This window comes from Arthrobacter crystallopoietes (assembly GCF_002849715.1).
GTDB classification, from domain to species: domain Bacteria; phylum Actinomycetota; class Actinomycetes; order Actinomycetales; family Micrococcaceae; genus Crystallibacter; species Crystallibacter crystallopoietes.
Genome location: NZ_CP018863.1, coordinates 4,106,526 through 4,124,804, shown reverse-complemented (window position 1 = coordinate 4,124,804; position 18,279 = coordinate 4,106,526). Strand labels below are relative to the sequence as shown.

General features: G+C 63.4%; 15 protein-coding genes. 10 read left to right on the top strand and 5 right to left on the bottom strand.

The window, feature by feature from the left end:
* Positions 1-228: 228 nt before the first annotated feature.
* From leuS to holA, 5 genes are all read left to right on the top strand, one after another.
* Positions 229-2,670: a leucine--tRNA ligase gene (leuS, locus tag AC20117_RS18975; RefSeq protein ID WP_236777611.1), complete on the top strand. Its 2,442-nt coding sequence runs from the start codon at positions 229-231 to the stop codon at positions 2,668-2,670.
* A gap of 12 nt (positions 2,671-2,682) precedes the next feature.
* Positions 2,683-3,636, top strand: a complete 954-nt coding sequence (locus AC20117_RS18970) for a DegV family protein (protein WP_074702286.1) — start codon at positions 2,683-2,685, stop codon at positions 3,634-3,636.
* Positions 3,637-3,722: 86 nt separating this feature from the next.
* Positions 3,723-4,508 carry a ComEA family DNA-binding protein gene (locus AC20117_RS18965; RefSeq protein WP_074702287.1) on the top strand — a complete coding sequence of 262 codons (786 nt, stop codon included), beginning with the start codon at positions 3,723-3,725 and terminating at the stop codon, positions 4,506-4,508.
* A 245-nt stretch (positions 4,509-4,753) separates the two neighbouring features.
* Positions 4,754-7,228 carry a ComEC/Rec2 family competence protein gene (locus AC20117_RS18960; RefSeq protein WP_158300487.1) on the top strand — a complete coding sequence of 825 codons (2,475 nt, stop codon included), beginning with the start codon at positions 4,754-4,756 and terminating at the stop codon, positions 7,226-7,228.
* A gap of 69 nt (positions 7,229-7,297) precedes the next feature.
* A complete protein-coding gene (holA, locus tag AC20117_RS18955) occupies positions 7,298-8,305 on the top strand; it encodes a DNA polymerase III subunit delta (protein ID WP_074702290.1) in 1,008 nt (335 codons plus the stop codon).
* Between the two features lie 90 nt (positions 8,306-8,395).
* Here holA and rpsT read toward each other — a convergent pair whose 3' ends face one another.
* Together rpsT and AC20117_RS24385 are read right to left on the bottom strand one after the other, a co-directional pair.
* Positions 8,396-8,656, bottom strand: coding sequence for a 30S ribosomal protein S20 (rpsT, locus tag AC20117_RS18950; protein WP_074702292.1), 261 nt, complete (start codon positions 8,654-8,656; stop codon positions 8,396-8,398).
* A gap of 186 nt (positions 8,657-8,842) precedes the next feature.
* The gene (locus AC20117_RS24385) at positions 8,843-9,208 is read right to left on the bottom strand and encodes a type II toxin-antitoxin system PemK/MazF family toxin (RefSeq protein ID WP_418202227.1); all 366 of its coding nucleotides are present in this window, start codon (positions 9,206-9,208) and stop codon (positions 8,843-8,845) included.
* Between the two features lie 328 nt (positions 9,209-9,536).
* On the opposite strand from AC20117_RS24385, the gene lepA reads away from it, so the two are divergent.
* Both lepA and hemW read left to right on the top strand, forming a co-directional pair.
* Positions 9,537-11,390 carry a translation elongation factor 4 gene (gene lepA / locus AC20117_RS18940; protein ID WP_074702295.1) on the top strand — a complete coding sequence of 618 codons (1,854 nt, stop codon included), beginning with the start codon at positions 9,537-9,539 and terminating at the stop codon, positions 11,388-11,390.
* 38 nt (positions 11,391-11,428) lie between these two features.
* Positions 11,429-12,658, top strand: coding sequence for a radical SAM family heme chaperone HemW (hemW, locus tag AC20117_RS18935; protein WP_074702296.1), 1,230 nt, complete (start codon positions 11,429-11,431; stop codon positions 12,656-12,658).
* Positions 12,659-12,706: 48 nt separating this feature from the next.
* Here the strand turns inward: hemW and AC20117_RS18930 are convergent, their stop codons facing one another.
* The gene (locus AC20117_RS18930; RefSeq protein WP_074702298.1) at positions 12,707-13,129 is read right to left on the bottom strand and encodes a DUF4870 domain-containing protein; all 423 of its coding nucleotides are present in this window, start codon (positions 13,127-13,129) and stop codon (positions 12,707-12,709) included.
* 137 nt (positions 13,130-13,266) lie between these two features.
* Positions 13,267-14,109, bottom strand: a complete 843-nt coding sequence (locus AC20117_RS18925; RefSeq protein ID WP_074702299.1) for a DUF3097 domain-containing protein — start codon at positions 14,107-14,109, stop codon at positions 13,267-13,269.
* 181 nt (positions 14,110-14,290) lie between these two features.
* Between AC20117_RS18925 and hrcA the strand changes: the two genes are divergently transcribed.
* The 3 genes from hrcA to AC20117_RS18910 all read left to right on the top strand — a co-directional run bounded on the left by hrcA (position 14,291) and on the right by AC20117_RS18910 (position 17,283).
* Complete coding sequence (gene hrcA / locus AC20117_RS18920) at positions 14,291-15,304, top strand: heat-inducible transcriptional repressor HrcA (protein ID WP_074702301.1); 1,014 nt, start codon at positions 14,291-14,293, stop codon at positions 15,302-15,304.
* A gap of 78 nt (positions 15,305-15,382) precedes the next feature.
* Positions 15,383-16,510, top strand: a complete 1,128-nt coding sequence (dnaJ, locus tag AC20117_RS18915) for a molecular chaperone DnaJ (protein ID WP_074702303.1) — start codon at positions 15,383-15,385, stop codon at positions 16,508-16,510.
* Positions 16,511-16,512: 2 nt separating this feature from the next.
* On the top strand, positions 16,513-17,283 hold the full coding sequence (locus AC20117_RS18910) for a 16S rRNA (uracil(1498)-N(3))-methyltransferase (protein ID WP_074702305.1): 771 nt from the start codon (positions 16,513-16,515) through the stop codon (positions 17,281-17,283).
* A gap of 15 nt (positions 17,284-17,298) precedes the next feature.
* Here AC20117_RS18910 and AC20117_RS18905 read toward each other — a convergent pair whose 3' ends face one another.
* Entirely contained in the window at positions 17,299-18,183 is an 885-nt protein-coding gene (locus AC20117_RS18905; RefSeq protein ID WP_074702307.1) for a Gmad2 immunoglobulin-like domain-containing protein, read from the bottom strand.
* Between the last annotated feature and the right edge of the window lie 96 nt (positions 18,184-18,279).

The following is an 18,279-nucleotide window of genomic DNA, read 5'->3' as shown; positions in this document are numbered from 1 at the left end:
AAGCCTCCGGCTGATCTGCGGTAAAGTAATTCCATGTCCGCACTTCTGCTTAGCTAGCCGCACCTACGGAACACTTCCGTAACGTGCGGCCGCCCCTCCCGTGTCGAGGGGCTTTTGTGTGTCTAAGCGGCAACCACCGGGAGTGCGCCGTAGCAACCAAGAGGACGAGGACAAGTCAACGTGAGTACGCAGTCTGGTACCGAACCGAACGAGTACAGTTTTTCCGCCATGGAGGCCAAATGGCCTGCCGTCTGGGAAGAGCTCGGCGTCTTCAAGGCCGTTGACGACGGCTCGAAGGAACGCCGTTACGTGCTGGATATGTTCCCCTATCCCTCGGGTGACCTTCACATGGGCCACGCCGAGGCGTTCGCCATGGGCGACGTCGTCGCGCGCTACCTGCGGCTGAAGGGCTACGACGTCCTGCACCCGATCGGCTGGGATTCCTTCGGCCTGCCGGCGGAAAATGCGGCTATCAAGCGCAACGCGCACCCCTCCGAATGGACGTACGCCAACATCGAGACACAGGCGGCCTCCTTCAAGCGCTACGCCATCAGCGCCGACTGGTCCCGGCGGCTGCACACTTCCGACGCGGACTACTACCGCTGGACGCAGTGGCTGTTCCTGCGGTTCTACGAGCGCGGATTGGCCTACCGGAAGAACTCGCCGGTCAACTGGTGCCCGAAGGACCTGACGGTGCTGGCCAACGAACAGGTTGTCAACGGTGCCTGTGAACGATGCGGTACGCCGGTCACCAAGAAGAGCCTGAACCAGTGGTACTTCAAGATCACGGAGTACGCCGACCGGCTGCTGGATGACATGGACGAGCTGAAGGGCCATTGGCCTGAGCGTGTGCTGGCCATGCAGCGCAACTGGATCGGCCGGTCCGAAGGTGCCCACGTCAACTTCAAGATCGAGCCCGCGGACGGCCGGGATGCCAAGGACGTCACCGTCTTCACGACCCGCCCGGACACGTTGCACGGCGCGACGTTCTTCGTCGTTGCCGCGGATGCCCATCTGGCCCTGGACCTTGTCACGCCCGAACAGCACGATGCGCTGATGGACTACCGCGAAAAGGTCAAGGCTCTCTCCGATATCGAACGCCAGTCCACCGACCGGGAGAAGACCGGCGTCTTCCTCGGCCGTTATGCCATCAACCCCTTGAACGGCGAGAAACTGCCGGTCTGGGCGGCCGACTACGTGCTGGCGGACTACGGCACCGGTGCGATCATGGCTGTTCCCGCACATGACCAGCGCGACCTGGACTTCGCCAAGACCTTCGACCTGCCCGTGCGGGCGGTTCTGGACACCGGTGAGGAAGATCCCGCGGTCAGCGGGACCGCCACCACGGGCGAAGGCAGCCTGATCAACTCGGGCGAGCTTAACGGCCTGTCCAAGGAAGAGGGCATTGCCAAGGCCATCGACATTGTCGAGGCGGCGGGCACCGGCGAGAAGACGGTCAACTACCGGCTCCGCGATTGGCTGCTCAGCCGCCAGCGCTTCTGGGGCGCGCCCATCCCCATCATCCACTGCGCCGAATGCGGCGAAGTTCCGGTTCCGGACAACCAGCTTCCGGTGCGGCTGCCCGAAGACCTGCGCGGCGAAGCACTCTCACCCAAGGGCACATCGCCCCTGGCCGCCGCCGCGGACTGGGTCAATGTTGACTGCCCGAACTGCGGACGCGCCGCCACCCGGGATACGGACACCATGGATACCTTCGTGGATTCCTCCTGGTACTACCTTCGCTTCGCGTCGCCGGACTACACCGAAGGGCCCTTCGACGTCGAAGCGGTCAACAAGTGGCTGCCGGTCGGACAGTACGTGGGCGGCGTCGAGCACGCCATCCTGCACCTGCTGTACAGCCGGTTCTTCACCAAGGTGCTCAAGGATCTCGGGCTGGTGGACTTTGACGAGCCGTTCAGCTCCCTGCTGAACCAGGGCCAGGTCCTCAACGGCGGCAAGGCCATGAGCAAGTCTCTGGGCAACGGTGTGGACCTCGGCGAACAGCTCGATAAGTTCGGTGTCGACGCCATCCGCCTGACCATGATTTTCGCCTCACCGCCGGAGGACGACGTCGACTGGGCCGACGTTTCCCCGTCGGGTTCGGCTAAATTCCTGGCCCGTGCTTGGCGGTTGGGCCAGGACGTGACTTCCCCCGTCGGCGCCGATCCGGCCGACGGCGACCGCGCGCTGCGCTCGGTGACCCACCGGACCATCGCCGACGCCGCCGAACTGCTGGACAACCATAAGTTCAATGTGGTCATCGCCCGCCTCATGGAGCTGGTCAATGCCACCCGCAAGGCGATCGACAGCGGTGTCGGCGGCGCCGATCCCGCCGTCCGGGAAGCTACGGAAGCGGTTGCCATTGTGCTGAGCCTCTTCGCTCCGTACACGGCAGAGGACCTCTGGGCAGCGCTCGGGCACGAGCCCTCGGTTGCAGCAGCCAGCTGGCCGGCGGTCGACGAGCAGCTGCTGGTCCAGGCCACGGTTACCGCCGTCGTCCAGGTCCAGGGCAAAGTCCGGGACCGGCTGGAAGTTGCCCCTGACATCAGCGAAGAGGAGCTCAAGGCCAAGGCCTTGGCATCGGAACAGGTGGTCAAAACGCTCGACGGACGCAGCGTCCGCACGGTCATCGTCCGGGCACCCAAACTGGTCAATATCGTCCCGGCCTAAGGACGGCTGACAATGTCATGGCTTGAGGAGCTGGTGCAGCGGTCACGGCAACTGCTGCACCAGGCTGGCCGCAAGCCGGACGAGGCGTCCGGAGGGCCCCGCGTCGCCGTCGTGACGGATTCGGCAGCCTCGCTGCCGGTGGAGTGGGCAGCCGAACCGGAAACCGCGGACTGGCTGCGGATCGTCCCGATGCCGGTGATGATTTCCGGCCAGATCTATGGCGAGGGCGTGGACGATGTCCCCGCCGTGCTGACCATCGGGCTGGCTGAAGGCAAGGAAGTCAAGACCTCCAGGCCGTCGCCAGGCCTCTTCACCCGGACCTACGAGGAACTGCAGCGGCAGGGCTTCGACGCTATTGTCTCCATCCACCTCTCGGGATCCCTGTCCGGTACCGTGGAAGCCGCGGCGCTGGCTGCGGCAGAGGTCGATATCCCGGTGGAGATCGTCGACACCCGGTCGGTGGCGATGGCGGAGGGCTTTGCCGTTGTCGCCGCGGTGCTGGCGGCGCAGGACGGTGCGGAGGTATCCGCGGTGGCGGAACGGGCCCGGGAAGCGGCGGCAGCGGCCGACGTCCTCTTCTATGTTCCCAGTCTGGACCAGCTGCGCCGGGGCGGGCGGATCAATCCGGCCGCCGGGTTCTTCGGGTCGCTGCTGGCCATCAAACCCATTCTCACCATCCGCGACGGTGCCATCGCGGAGGTGGAAAAAATCCGGACCGCTTCCAAGGCGCTGGTCCGGATGCAGCAGCTGGTGGTCCGGCGAATCGAGGAACTCGAGTATTCACCACAACTGGCTGTCCATTATTTTGGCAATGAGGCAGAGGCCAGGTCGCTGGCCGAAGAGCTCAGTCCCCATGTCGGTGATGAAATCCTGGTCACCGCAGTACCGTCGGTGCTGGCCGCGCATGCCGGACTGGGTGTCCTTGCCGTCGTCATAGGACCCGCCATGCCCGAGCCGGTGTCCTGATCTCCACAGTGTGGGCCGGGACGCTCCTGTCCACAAGGTGCAGGAGCGTCCTGCCCGGCCGGTGATTTCCTCCATAGCGTAGTCCCATGGGCCGCCACCGCTGGGGAACAGCCGCCACAGAAGCCAGCCACGGCCTCAAAATATCTGCCCGGCGCCCGCGTCTGCGGGTGGCACTTGGCGCAGCGCTGATTGCTGCAGGCCTGGCCTTCGGCTACGCTTTGGTGCTGCTCCTGACGGCAGATACGCACAGAGAAGAGAGCGATGTACTGCTCTCTCTACCCGTCACGAGTTCCGCACCGGTGGCCGGACCGAGTGGAGAAGGGCAGGGCGCGGAGCAGGCCGCCGAGCCATTGCCCTCGGCCGCGGCAAACGAGGAAGCTGATTCTGCAGGGGCGGCGGCCGATCCAGGGAACGCAGCGCAGATCATTGTCCATGTCGCTGGCGCCGTCGGGCGTCCGGGGATTGTCCGCCTACCGGCGTCGGCGCGGGTATTTGAAGCACTGGAAGCCGCGGGAGGTGCCAGCGAGGACGCCGAACTGGCATCCCTGAACCTGGCTGCGCCGCTCACGGATGGTCAACAGGTCTTCGTTTCCTCCCCCGAGCACCAGTCCGCCTCCGGCAGCAACGGGACCGCAGGGGGTCCCGAGGGCGGTGCCGTTGGAGCAGAAGACCAGCCCGCAGCCAAGATCAATCTCAACACCGCCTCGCTGGAAGAACTTGAGACGCTGCCCCGGGTCGGGCCCGTTCTGGCTCAACGGATCATCGACTTCCGCGAGCAGCATGGAAGCTTCGGCCGGCCCGAAGACCTGGATGCAGTGCCGGGCATCGGCGAAGTCATGCTCGCAAGCCTCGTGGACTTGGTCACCGTATGAGCCCGGCACCGCCCTGGCAGCACTATGCGCGGGCCGCACGCGAAATGGCTGGCGAAACGGTCAAGGAGGCCACCAGCGACGCAGGCCCCACACGAAAACGAAGCTTGAAAGCGTGGTTGTTCCGGGGAGAGGCTGCAAGTGGTGCCGCCGCGGCTAAAGGACTGCGACCGGGAGTTGGAGAAAACGGCCCCAGCGCGGTCCGGCTCGATCTAAGATTAGCCGCTGCGGCGGCAACCTGCTGGCTGGTGTCGCTTATTTTGCTGCGGCTACCGGCCGCCGTGGCCTTGACCTGCGCAGGCGTGGGCTTGGGCACGGTGACAGTTCTCCTGCTGGCCGGGCTACGCCGACGTCGGCGGAAGTCTCTGCCGGCGGTCAGTGGCACACTGTTCCTGCTGGTATGCATTGCCGGGTTGCTGGCACTGGTCATCGGCGTCAAACAAACGGAACGGGTCAGCGGGCCGATTGGGCCCGCCATCGAGGCCGGAGCGTACGTCACAGCCGAACTAACGGCCCTCTCGGACGCCTCGCGCTCGACGAAGCCGTCGATGTTCGGCTCCGGTCCACGGTATCTCGTCACCGCCGAAATCACCGAGGCATCCCATGGGGGACGGAAATTCGAGGCTGCAACTCCGGTGCTTGTCATCGGTAACCAGACATGGCAGACAGTCCGCTACGGGGATCGTTTGCACGCCGCTGGAACCCTGGCACCGATGGAACCAGGGTCGTCGGAAACTGCCATGCTGAGTGCCTCAACGGCCCCCGCTGTGACATCGACGCCGGCGGCTGCTGAGGCGGTCAACACGCTCCGGAGCTTATTCGTCGAACACACCCGGAGTCTGCCGCCGGATGCGCGCGGACTGCTGCCAGGAATGGTGTTCGGCGACAGAGAACAGCAGACCGACGATTTGGAGGAGGCCATGCGCCGTACCGGCCTGACGCATCTCATGGCGGTCAGTGGAGCAAACTGCAGTTACCTGCTTGGATTCGTCTACCTGCTGGCGACAGCCTGCAGAGCACCCCGCTGGCTCAGTTCAGCACTGGGCATCGTTGCGCTGGCCGGATTTGTGCTGCTGGTGCGACCAGAGCCGAGCGTCCTGCGAGCCGCCGTCATGGGAGCGATAGGCGTGGCTGCACTGGTGTCTGGCCGGCGTCGGGCCTCGCTGTCCTTTCTCGCTCTGGCCGTCATCGTCCTCCTGCTGGCGAATCCATGGCTGGCCGGCGAATACAGTTTCATTCTCTCGGTGCTGGCTACCTTGGGGCTGGTGCTGCTCGGCAGCACATGCTCGCGATGGCTGCAATACTTCATGCCGAAGCTGCTCGCCGATGCGATGGCGATTCCGCTGGCTGCCCAGCTGTTCTGCACACCCGTCCTTGTCCAGCTCCAACCGGAATTGGCCATGTTCTCAATACCGGCCAACATCCTCGCGGCCCCGGTGGTTCCCTTCGTCACCATCGGCGGCATGGTTTCCCTCGCGCTGCTCCCATGGGCGCCACTACCCGGCGGCTGGCTCGTCCACGCGACCGGCTTTCTCACCCTCTGGGTCGCGCAGATCGCCCGGACCTTCTCCGGACTGCCACTGGCCACTCTTCCGTGGCTTGGCGGACCGGCCGGAGCGGTCCTGGCCGCCGCTTCCGCCGTCGGTCTTCTCGCCCTTTTGTGGCTGGCTGCGCAGGGTCGGGACGGTATTTCCTCTCTGTGGTTCAGGGTCGAGCAGGCGACCGGCCACGGCCGTGGCTCCGACCGGCGGTACACCCCTGAACTGCCTGCGTCCGCAAACCACGGGACCCGTGTAGACACGGACCAGGAGGCCAGCCCGGGGAGGGTAACCAGGCGGCTTGCGGTAGCGCGATGGACCGGGAAACAGCGGGTGGGGGCTGCGTTTTGCTCGGCCGCCGTCGTCGGTGGGTTGTTGGGCTGGCTGGTCTCCAGCACGGGCGCGGCCCCGCTGCCGGACCGCTGGGATGCTGTGGTCTGCAACGTCGGCCAAGGAGACGGGCTGGTGATCCGCACAGGTACAGGACAGGCCATGATCATTGATGCCGGTCCTGAACCAGGCGCCATGGATTCATGTCTGGATTCGCTCGGAGTGGAGAGCGTCGGGCTTTTGGTTCTCACGCATATGCACCTGGACCATTACGGTGGCCTGGACGGCGTGCTGGACGGACGTAAGGTGGCCCGGGTAATCGTAGGAAGTTCGAAGAAGGAGTTGCCCGACCTGGTCGAGGACACACTGGCCGAACACGGATTGGATTCTGAGCTTGGCGAGGCTGGGCAGTCCGGCAGGACGGGCAGCGCTTCGTGGCAAATTCTCTGGCCGACGGCTGCACGGAGCGGTGCTTCGGAGAATGATTCGAGTATTGTCATGCTGGTCACAGTCCCTGGCGCCGACGGCGGGGTTCTGCGGATACTGCTGACCGGCGATCTGGAAGAGGAGGCTGCGGCAGATCTGCTCCGGGGCTTGGCTCTTGAGCCGGGCAGCGTGGACATCCTCAAGATCAGCCATCATGGCGCCCGAAACGGTGGGACAGCGATCCTGGACCAGGTGCAGCCGAGAGCGGCGGTCATTTCCGTCGGCAGTGACAATGACTATGGCCATCCTGCGCCCGAGATTCTCTCGGCGCTGGAGCGGCTCCGGATACCCGTTTTCCGGACGGATCAAATCGGTACCATCGTCGTCGATCTCGCCGACGGCAGCCTGGCCGTGCGCCCGGCGGAATGAGCGGATTCCGGCTTGGGAAAATCGGCTGCCCGTGACAATGTTGACTCTGATACTAGGAGGACCTGACCTGTGAATCCACCCCCGGCCCGTCCGGCCGCAGGCAGCAAGACTGCCGGCCGAACTGTTTCCTGGCGCGAAGTTGAACCGGCTCCGGTCGTACTCATCAGTGGGCCGGAAGAATATCTGGCACACCGGGCCAGAGACCGTATTCGTTCGCTGACCCGGGGAATACACCCGGACGTCGAACTCACCACGCTGGAAGCCGCATCCTATGCGTCCGGCCAATTGACTATGATTGCCAGCCCCAGCCTCTTCGGCGAGTCAAAGCTCGTTGAAGTGGACGGAGTTGCGCAGATGAACGACGAATTTCTGGCCGACGCCTTGGTATATCTGCAGGCGCCGGCGGAGGACGTGACCCTGGTGCTGCACCATTCGGGCGGCGTCCGGGGCAAGAAATTACTGGACGCTATCAAGGCCAGCGGGGCACCGGTGGTCGACTGCCAGGCGATGAAGAAGGACTCCGACAAACTGGACTTTGTCCGGCGGGAGTTCAAAGCCGCCCGGCGCGGACTTGATCCGGCGGCCGGTCAAGCCCTGGTCTCGGCCGTCGGTGCGTCCCTCCCGGATCTTGCGGCGGCGTGCGCTCAACTGATCTCGGACGTTCAGGGTACGGTCACGGAAGAGACGGTCGAAAAGTACTACGGTGGCCGGGTGGAAGCCACGGGGTTCAAGGTGGCTGATGCCGCCGTCTCGGGCAGGGGGGCTGTTGCCCTGTCCACGCTCCGTCATGCATTGGCCACGGGCGTGGATCCGGTGCCGATAGTCGCTGTCCTGGCTATGAAACTCCGGCAGATCGCCAAAGTAAAGGGAGCATCAGTCAGCGCTAAAGACGCCGGCTTGGCCCCGTGGCAGTTCGACCAAGCACGTAAGGACGCCAGGAATTGGGATTCGGCTGCGCTGGCTGCCTGCATTCAAATGCTTGCGGAAACAGATGCCCAGGTGAAGGGCGCAGCCCGGGATCCCGAATATGCCGTCGAGCGTGCCGTTACCGTCATCGCAGCGAGCGTTGGCCACTGACTGCCTACCGTTAATGCTGAAGGCCCCCGCCGAATCGGCGGGGGCCTTCATGTCATCGGCTATATTGCCGGTGAGCTTTGAAGCTGCTTCCTAGAGGGCGTTGACCTTCTTGGAGATAGCGGACTTGCGGTTAGCAGCGTTGTTCTTGTGAATAACGCCCTTGCTGACTGCCTTGTCCAGCTTGCGGCTGGCGGTAGCCAGAGCAGCGGTTGCACCGTCCTTGTCGGAGGACTCAATGGCGCTGCCGACTGCGCGGATGGCAGTCTTCAGCTCGGACCGGACAGCGATATTGCGCTGGCGGGCCTTCTCGTTGGTCAGGATGCGCTTCTTCTGGGACTTGATATTAGCCACGTATAAACTCTCTTTGTTGCGGACTGGTCGGTGAGGGCAGTCAGACCGGCCATTGACTGAGCGGCGTGGGGATACCGTAATGGCAGCCGGCCTGAGGTGCCCGTCGACCTGCGCGGACACACAGCTATAAATGTTAGCAGAAAAGCGTCCGGGGCTGCGTCCCCGGCGGAGGCGGCGCGCCGAACACTAATTCCAACCGTGCGTCCGTCTCAACGCTGTCGCCACCTGGGAGAACTCGCGTTCGCCCAGGACAGCCCCCTCGCGCCGGATATCCCGCGGATCCAACTGCAGTACGCGGTCTAGTTTTACCTCGCTGGGCCGTCCCCGGGCGTCCCAGGATCCATCCCCTATATCTACGTAGTCCTCATGGCTGCTTGTTCCGTTGTTCCGGTCCTTGCTGGTCATCATCAATGCCAGCAGCCAGTGGCCGTTACGGCCTATCAGCAGCACCGGCCGGTCTTTGCCCTTGCTGTGGTCCTCTTCGTAAGGAACCCAGGTCCAGACAATTTCGCCAGGATCTGGTTCGCCGTCTGGGCTGGGGGAGTAGGTCACGGAAGCCCTGCCGCGGAAGTCGCCGGGGTAAGGGGCGCTCAGTTCTCCGTGGCCATATTGCGTGGTGCGGCCCGGCCAGCTGTAAGGGGCCCGCCCTCGCCCTGCAGCCGGTGGCCTGGATGTTGACGTGCGCTTGACCGCTCGGACGACTTTTGCGGCACCGCGGAGCAGTCGGCTAATAGTGTTCACGTTGAAAGCCATGCACCAAAACTACCGGGCGAATCCGTACCTGCCGGGAAGAAACAGGGCCTATCTCATGGGAGACTGTTAACTTGGTATCTATCGAAGAGCCATCATCGAAGCCCCGTTAGAGAGTTAGGAAACCGCTGTGTCACCCATGGCCCGCACCGCACCGGTGCCTGCCGCCACAGATCCGGCGATCATCAGGAACTTCTGCATCATCGCCCACATCGACCACGGGAAGTCCACCCTGGCGGACCGGATGCTGCAGTTAACCGGCGTAGTTGAGCAGCGGGACATGAAGGCCCAGTACCTGGACCGGATGGACATCGAGCGCGAACGCGGCATCACCATCAAGTCCCAGGCCGTCCGTCTGCCATGGGAAGTCGACGGCAAGACCTACGCGCTGAACATGATCGACACACCGGGGCACGTGGACTTCACCTATGAGGTGTCTCGGTCCCTGGCTGCCTGCGAGGGCGCTGTTCTGCTCGTCGACGCGGCGCAGGGCATTGAAGCCCAGACGCTGGCGAACCTGTATCTGGCGATGGAGAACGATCTGACCATCATCCCGGTGCTGAACAAAATCGACCTGCCCGCGGCACAGCCTGAGAAGTATGCCCTGGAGCTGGCCAACCTGATCGGCGGCGATCCCGAGGATGTGCTGAAGGTCTCCGGTAAGACCGGTATGGGCGTTGAGGCCCTGCTGGACAAAATTGTCCGCGACCTCCCCGCACCTGTCGGCAATCCCGATGCCCCCGCCCGTGCCATGATTTTCGACTCGGTCTATGACACCTACCGCGGCGTGGTGACCTACGTCCGCGTGGTCGACGGGGAACTCAAGCCCCGCGAACGCATCCAGATGATGTCCACCAGAGCCAGCCACGAACTGCTGGAAATCGGTGTCAGCTCTCCGGAACCGGTACCGTCCAAGGGTCTTGGCGTTGGCGAAGTCGGCTACCTGATCACCGGCGTGAAGGACGTGCGCCAGTCCAAGGTCGGCGACACGGTCACCACCCTGAACAACCCGGCCCCGGAATCCCTCGGCGGCTATGCGGATCCGAAACCTATGGTCTTCTCCGGACTCTACCCGATCGACGGAGCAGATTATCCTGTGCTCCGCGACGCACTGGACAAGCTCAAGCTCAACGATGCGGCGCTGATTTACGAACCGGAAACCTCGGCCGCTCTCGGCTTCGGCTTCCGCGTGGGCTTCCTCGGCCTGCTCCACCTGGAAATCACGCGTGAGCGCCTGGAGCGCGACTTCAATCTGGACCTGATCTCCACCGCGCCCAACGTGGTTTATGAGGTGACCCTCGAAGACAAGAAGGTCATTACGGTCACCAACCCGAGCGAATATCCGGACGGTAAAGTCTCCGAGGTCCGGGAGCCGATGGTTTCGGCCACCATTTTGGCTCCCAACGAGTTTGTTGGCGCCATCATGGAGCTTTGCCAGGGCCGACGCGGCGATATGAAGGGCATGGATTACCTCTCGGAAGACCGGGTGGAGCTTCGCTACCGGCTGCCGTTGGCCGAAATCGTCTTCGACTTCTTCGACCTGCTCAAGTCCAAGACCCGCGGCTATGCCTCCCTCGATTGGAAGGCCGACGGCGAACAAGTCGCGGATCTGGTCAAGGTGGACATCCTGCTGCAGGGCGAACAGGTGGACGCGTTCAGCGCCATCACGCACAAGGACAAGGCCTACAGCTACGGCGTCATGATGACGGGCAAGCTGCGCGAGCTCATCCCTCGCCAGCAGTTCGAGGTGCCCATCCAGGCAGCCATCGGCTCGCGCATCATCGCCCGAGAGAATATCCGTGCCATCCGCAAGGACGTGCTGGCCAAGTGTTACGGCGGCGACATCAGCCGTAAGCGCAAGCTGCTGGAGAAGCAGAAGGAAGGCAAGAAGCGCATGAAGATGGTCGGCCGGGTGGAAGTTCCCCAGGAGGCCTTCATCGCAGCGCTGTCTTCGGACGAATCGAAAGACAAGAGCAAGAAGTAAAACCGAAGTGATCAAGACAACGACGACGGCGGTCACCTGTGCCTAGCGTCCTGCCGCTGGGAGACCCGGCACCGGCCGATGGCTTGCTGCCGCCACAGGCCGCTGCCGGCGCACAGGACAGGGACTTCTGTCTCTACGTCCACATTCCATTCTGCTCGGTGCGTTGCGGGTACTGCGACTTCAATACGTACACTGCCAAGGAGCTCGGCTCAGGTGCGTCGCAGGATGAATACGCCGGTACCCTCAACGCCGAACTCGAGCTGGCGGCCAAGGTGCTGCCCGCATCCGGGCTGCCCCGGCGCCCGCTGTCGACGGTCTTTTTCGGCGGTGGTACTCCTACTTTGCTGCCGGCGTCGGACTTGGCGGCCATTCTGGGCCGGGCGACTGAATTGTGGGGCCTGGCACCGGAGGCCGAAGTCACCACGGAGGCCAATCCGGACTCCGTCACGCCGGAGTCGCTGCAGATCCTTGCTGCGGCGGGATTCACCCGGGTTTCGTTCGGGATGCAGTCCGCAGTGCCCCACGTACTCAAGGTGCTTGACCGTACCCACAATCCGGAACGCGTTCCGCAGGCGGTCCGCTGGGCGCGCGAAGCCGGGCTGCACGTCAGCCTGGACCTGATCTATGGCACCCCGGGGGAGTCGGTTGCCGACTGGGAAGCCAGCCTGGACGCTGCCATCGCCTGCGGACCGGATCATATTTCGGCCTATGCCCTGATTGTGGAGGAGGGCACCAAGCTTGCCGCCCAGATCCGCCGCGGCGAAGTACCCGGAATTGACGACGACGATCACGCCACCAAATATGAACTCGCCGAGGGGCGGTTGGCGGCTGCAGGCTACGGTTGGTACGAGGTCAGCAACTGGGCCCGCACCGAAGCCGACCGATGCCGGCACAATCTCTCTTACTGGCGTGGCGACGACTGGTGGGGTGCCGGCCCCGGGGCCCACTCCCACATGGGCGGGGTCCGCTGGTGGAACGTGAAGCATCCGGCTGCCTACGGCCAACGTCTGTCAACGGGAGTCTCGCCAGCGGCGGGACGGGAAACCCTTGACGCAGCCACCCGCCAACTGGAACATGTGATGCTCCAGACCCGCATCATCGACGGTCTGCGGACACAGGAACTGGGTCCAAATGGACGGAAAGCGGTAGCCGGTCTAATCGCAGACGGGCTGGTGGACGGACCCGCAGCTTTCGCCGGCACCGTTCGGCTGACCCTGCAGGGCAGGCTGCTGGCCGACGCCGTGGTCCGCCGCCTGCTGGAAGACTGACAGACCCAGGTTGGATTAGCCCCATCCGGTGCGCCTCCGCCTGCCGGCCTAGTGGAGCAGGCGCAGATTCAACGAGTAGCGGTAGGGACGGCCGCGGTTGACTGCGATACCCGCCATCACGGAGAACACCGTGAGGAAGACCCAGATTGCCGCTGCAATGACGGCAAAGAAGCCGCTGATCACAGGCACCAGAATCAGGATGTTGGCAATAACAGCGACGATGGTTGGCGGAAGCGTGAAGTTCAGCGCTTCCTTCGACTCCTGGGCGGTGAAGGGCCCGCGGTCCTTGAAGATCAGGTAGATGACCAGCGAAGGGAAGCAGCCCAGGATGCCGCCGAAATGAGCCAGAGTGGCCCACTGACGGTCTTCGGACGGTGTCAGCGGCAGGGCTGAGGAAGAGGCGCTTTCATACTGCGTCCGCGGAGCCGGTTGACGATCCGGTTGCTTCTTGCGCGCGGGGTTGTCTGACACAGGACCTACCTCAGGAGAATTCGTTGTCGTTCTAATGGCTATTTACCTACGAAACTAAGATTAGCCGCAATGATCGGTAAACAGCGGACTGGGGTCAATCTTCCGGCGCAGAATGGGGTTGCCGCCATGCGCATTCCTCAGGCCGTGAGGAAATCGATGACTTCTTCAACGCGTCCCAGCAGGGACGGTTCCAAGTCCGCGTAGGTGTTAACGCTGCCAAGCAGGCGCTTCCACCCGTCCGCGATGTCGATCTGGGTTTTGTTGGGCCACCCAAGGCCGTCGAGGATTCCGGTTTTCCAATCGGTTCCGCGCGGAACCACCGGCCATTTTTCCAGTCCGATGACGGCCGGCTTAATGGCCTGCCACACGTCCACGTACGGGTGGCCGACAATCAGCACGTTGTTGCGCGCAGACGGAACTGCCATGGCGGCCTGGGCAATACGCCACTCCTTGGTGTCGGGCAGCAGATGGTCTACCAGAATGCCCAGCTTTCGCTGCGGCCCCGGATTGAACGCGGTTACCGCCGAAGCTAGGTCATCGACACCGTGGAGCGGCTCGACGACTATCCCTTCGACCCGAAGATCGTGGCCCCACACCTTCTCGACGAGCTCCGCATCGTGCTTGCCTTCGACCCAGATCCGGCTGGCCTTGGCAACCTGCGCGCGAAGTCCTTCTACCCGGACGGACCCCGACGCCGTCCGCTGCGGACGTACGACGGCGGCCGCAGCCATGGCAGGAACAACCTCCACGGGTTCACCCTCCAGCAGAAAGCCGAAGCCCAAGGGAAAGGAACGTTTCTTGCCCCGCCTGTCCTCCAGCGACACGAGATGGACTCCGCCGGACTTCTCCACGCGCACTACCGCGCCTACCCAGCCGCTTTCGACATCCTCCAGTACCAGTCCCGGGTCGGCCCCGACTTTGCGAAGCTGACGCGGCTTCGGAGCGGATAGATCCTGTGGTCCCCAGCCGTAGCTGCTCATTGGTTGTAGTCCTTCGGTCATGCAGCTTTCGGGTAGCTGCAGTCGATCAGCGGAGCCGCCGATAGGTGCATGGCAACCTGACAATGCTAACAACGTGCCAAAGGTATTAGACTTAGCACTTGGACGTGTTGAGTGCTAACCGGCATGTCTACTGCAGCCGTACGAAATCAGGAGGTGCCCAGTGAGCGAAGGCCGTCGGCTTGAGGTGCTGCGCGCTATCGTGGAAGATTACGTGCATTCACGTGAACCGGTGGGGTCCAAAGCACTCGTTGATCGCCACCATTTAGGCGTTTCCTCGGCCACTATCCGCAACGATATGGCTGCTCTGGAAGAAGAAGGCCTGATCGTCGCTCCGCACACTAGCGCCGGCCGTATTCCCACGGACAAGGGCTATCGGCTCTTCGTGGACCGGATTTCGGATGTGAAGCCGCTCTCGTCCGCTGAGCGCCGTGCCATTCAAGCGCTGCTCGAAAGCGCGGGCGACCTGGACGATGTCATGGACCGCACCGTGAGGTTGTTATCGCAGCTGACCAATCAGGTAGCAGTGATCCAGTATCCGCGGTTGGGACGGGCCTGCACCAGGCACATTGAGTTTGTCCTGCTCGCACCGCAACAGGTCCTCGTCGTCCTGATTGCTGATAACGGGAAAGTTGAGCAGCGTGTCATTTCCCTGCCGGATCCCGTAACGGATGAAGAGTTATCCGATCTCCGGTCGGCCTATCTCTCCGAATTGGCCGGGCACCCCCTGGACTCGGTGGGCGGGCTGCTCCGGAATGGTCTGAAAGATGCCAGGCCGGGCACGGAGGCTATTGTGCCACCGCTTTCAGCGGCCTTGGAAAGTCTTGCTGCAGCCACACAGGAAGAGCGTATCCTCATGGCGGGTACAGCAAACCTGGCCCGTTCCACGATGGATTTCCCATTGAGTATCGGCCCCATTCTCGAAGCACTCGAGGAACAGGTGGTCCTGCTTCGCCTGCTGTCGGAGATGCAGCAGGACGCCCGCGGAATTTCCGTACGCATTGGGCATGAGAACCCGTACGGCTCGCTGGCGGAAACATCCGTGGTCGCAACCGGCTATGGTCCGGGTTCCTCCGCCAAGCTGGGCATCCTCGGTCCAACCCGGATGGATTATCCGACGACTATGGCCGCCGTGCGGGCCGTAGCCCGCTATTTGTCACGCATTCTTGCCGGATAGGCAGCCGGCCAACCAGCAGCACATGGGCAGCGGGAGCCGCTGTCCGCAACCGATTCCCAGGAAGAGAAGTAATACAAGGTGAGCAACCACTACGACGTACTCGGTGTCAGCCGCGATGCCACTGCTGAGGAAATCAAGAAGGCCTATCGGAAACTGGCCCGCAAGCTCCATCCTGATGTGAACACCGGGCCGGAGGCTGCGGAACAGTTCAAGCAGGTCAGCCATGCCTACGAGGTGCTGTCGGATCCGCAGAAGCGGCGGGTATATGACACCACAGGCAATGAGAACGGCACGGACAGCGGCTTCGGCGGCGGCTATTCGGGTGCTGGGTTCGCCTTCCAGGACATTTTCGAAACCTTCTTCGGTGGGCAGGGCACGGCTGGACCGCCTTCGCGCACGCGCCGCGGCCAGGACGCATTGATCAATGTCCGCATCGATCTCAAGGATGCCGTGTTCGGCGTCAACAAGAAGATCGAAGTGGACACCGCCGTCGTTTGCCCCACCTGCGACGGCAGCTGCTGCCGTCCCGGCACCAGTCCGAGGACCTGCGACATCTGCGGCGGTTCGGGCCAGGTACAGCGTGCCGTGCGCTCCATTCTGGGGCAGGTTATGACCGCCGCTCCCTGCGGAAGCTGCCAGGGCTTCGGCACGGTCATTCCCGACCCGTGCAACGAATGTAATGGCGAGGGCCGCATCCGCAGCCGCCGTTCGCTGACCATCAAAATTCCCGCGGGTGTCGGAACAGGCACCCGGATCCAGCTGGCCGGGCAGGGCGAATCAGGGACGGCAGGCGGCCCCCAGGGCGACCTCTACGTTGAGATTCGTGTTGCCCCGGACAAGAACTTCATCCGCGAGGGCGACGACCTTCATGTGACGATGGCGGTACCCATGACGGCTGCGGCCCTCGGTACCGATGTGGACATGGACACGTTCGACGGGACGCAGTCGCTGAACATCAAGCCCGGTACCCAGGCCGGCGAGGTCATCACCCTCAAGGGGCTTGGCGTGACGCATCTGCGGGGCTACGGCCGCGGCGATCTGAAGGTCCATGTGCACGTGGAAACGCCAACCAGACTCGATTCCGAGCAGGAGGAACTGCTGCGCCAGCTCGCAGCATCGCGCGACGAGCAGTTCACCGAGGGCAAGCTTGCAGGCAGCGGCAGCGGCGTGTTTGCCCGCCTGCGGGACAAGCTCGGCAATCTCTAATAGTGACTAATCCAGTATTCTTCACCGAACCTGGAGCGCTGGCGGCAGTGGCATCCGGTGAGGAATTTGTCCTGACCGGTGCCGAAGCCAGGCATGCTGTGGCCGTTAAACGCCTGAGCCCCGGCGAGAGCGTGGACGTCGTGGACGGGCGGGGCATGCGGCTTTCCGGAACAGTCGTCTCGACGGGGACGGAGAGCCTCACCGTCTCCGTCGAGACCGTTGCCCCGGAGCCGCCGGCACCCTTCCGGTTGACGCTCGTCCAGGCGTTGGCCAAGGGCGACCGTGACGAACTTGCGATCGAAGCTGCCACGGAATTGGGCGTGGACGAGGTAGTTCCCTGGCAGGCCGAACGGAGCATTGTCCGCTGGCGCGACGCCAAGGCTGCCAAGGGGATGGCGAAGTGGGAATCGACGGTCAGGTCCGCCGCGAAGCAAGCGCGCCGCGCCACCGTTCCTGACGTGGCGCCGCTGGTCGACTTGAAATCGCTCTGTGCGCGTATCGGCGAGAGCCGGTTGGCGCTGATCCTCCATGAGGAGGCCCGGCTGTCGCTGGCTGAAGCGGTTCAAAGAAGTGGGTTGGAATCGGAAGCAGACCTGGAGCAGGGCATTCTCATGATCGTTGGGCCCGAGGGCGGCATGAGTCCCCGCGAGGTTGAGCAGATGCGTGAGGCGGGGGCGGTGCCGGTGATCCTGGCCCCGCATGTGCTCAGATCCTCAACTGCCGGGCCGGCCGCCGTCGCGCTGCTCAGCGAGCGGCTGGGCCGCTGGAACTGAACGTGGTCCGCCCGCCTACCTGACCGTGAAAACCTTGCTGTCCGCATTCTGAGGCTCTTCGGTTCGGCCGCTCATGTCCTGGTGGAAGACCGTAACCCGGTATGTTCCAGGATCCAGATCCTGGCTGAACCGGAACTCACCGGTTTCACCCGCAGCTGAGTCAACCTGCACCGTACCCTCTTCGACGATGTTTCCTTCACCGGTGTCTTCCGCCGACTCCAGCCGCGAAATGCGCCAGGACAACTGGGACTCAAAGGCAACACCGCGCCCATAGACTTCCACCCGTCCTTCAGTGGCAGCCCCGTGCTGCGGATCTATGACCCAGATCGGTGCACTGAGTTTAGCGTCGCGGGACATCGGCTCGCCGAGCTCCACATGGCCGAATGCCTTGTAGCCGGAGTGTCCGTCAACCAGGATGACGACGTCGAGCGGGTTTTCCGCCGTACTCAAACCCGCATTAGCAGCTGCCGCGGTGGCAGTGTAGACCAACTGCTGCACAGCTCGTTCCGCAATTCCAGCGTCCACATCGGACTTAAAGGCGTCGGAGGAGATGTCCAGCGTAATGACGGATCCATTGGTGATGGAGGCACCGACCTTGGACGCTGGCTGCCAGGGATTGAAATAGTCCGGGTCCAGCGGCTGCAGCTTGGTGAGCGCGCTGACGGCACTAGTGATCGGATCACCGAGGTCCTCCGCTTCGCGGAACTCGCGGTAGAGGAACACGGTGTCGGCATTCGTGCCCAGCCAGTAGACCGGGGACAGAGCGGTACTTTGCAATGTTTCAACCGGGGCGCTGGTCACCAGGGGACTGCTCTGGATAGTCGGCTGGCCGCTGCCGGCCGGCATGGAAGTCTGGCCGTTGGGTCCGTTTCCGGAAGGCGTACAACCAATCATGACCATGGAGCCAAGGGTCAACACTGCCAGCCACGCGCGGAATCGGCGCGGGGCTGCGTGGTGCGGCCGGTGGTGCTGCTCTGTGGAAATGACCGGATTCCT

Bases quoted from the DNA above. Each gene is read 5' to 3' on its own strand.
- leuS (WP_236777611.1), top strand. From the start codon at position 229: ATGGAGGCCAAATGGCCTGCCGTCTGGGAAGAGCTCGGCGTCTTCAAG.
- AC20117_RS18970 (WP_074702286.1), top strand. From the start codon at position 2,683: ATGTCATGGCTTGAGGAGCTGGTGCAGCGGTCACGGCAACTGCTGCAC.
- AC20117_RS18965 (WP_074702287.1), top strand. From the start codon at position 3,723: ATGGGCCGCCACCGCTGGGGAACAGCCGCCACAGAAGCCAGCCACGGC.
- AC20117_RS18925 (WP_074702299.1), bottom strand. From the start codon at position 14,109: ATGAGCAGCTACGGCTGGGGACCACAGGATCTATCCGCTCCGAAGCCG.
- AC20117_RS18905 (WP_074702307.1), bottom strand. From the start codon at position 18,183: ATGGTCATGATTGGTTGTACGCCTTCCGGAAACGGACCCAACGGCCAG.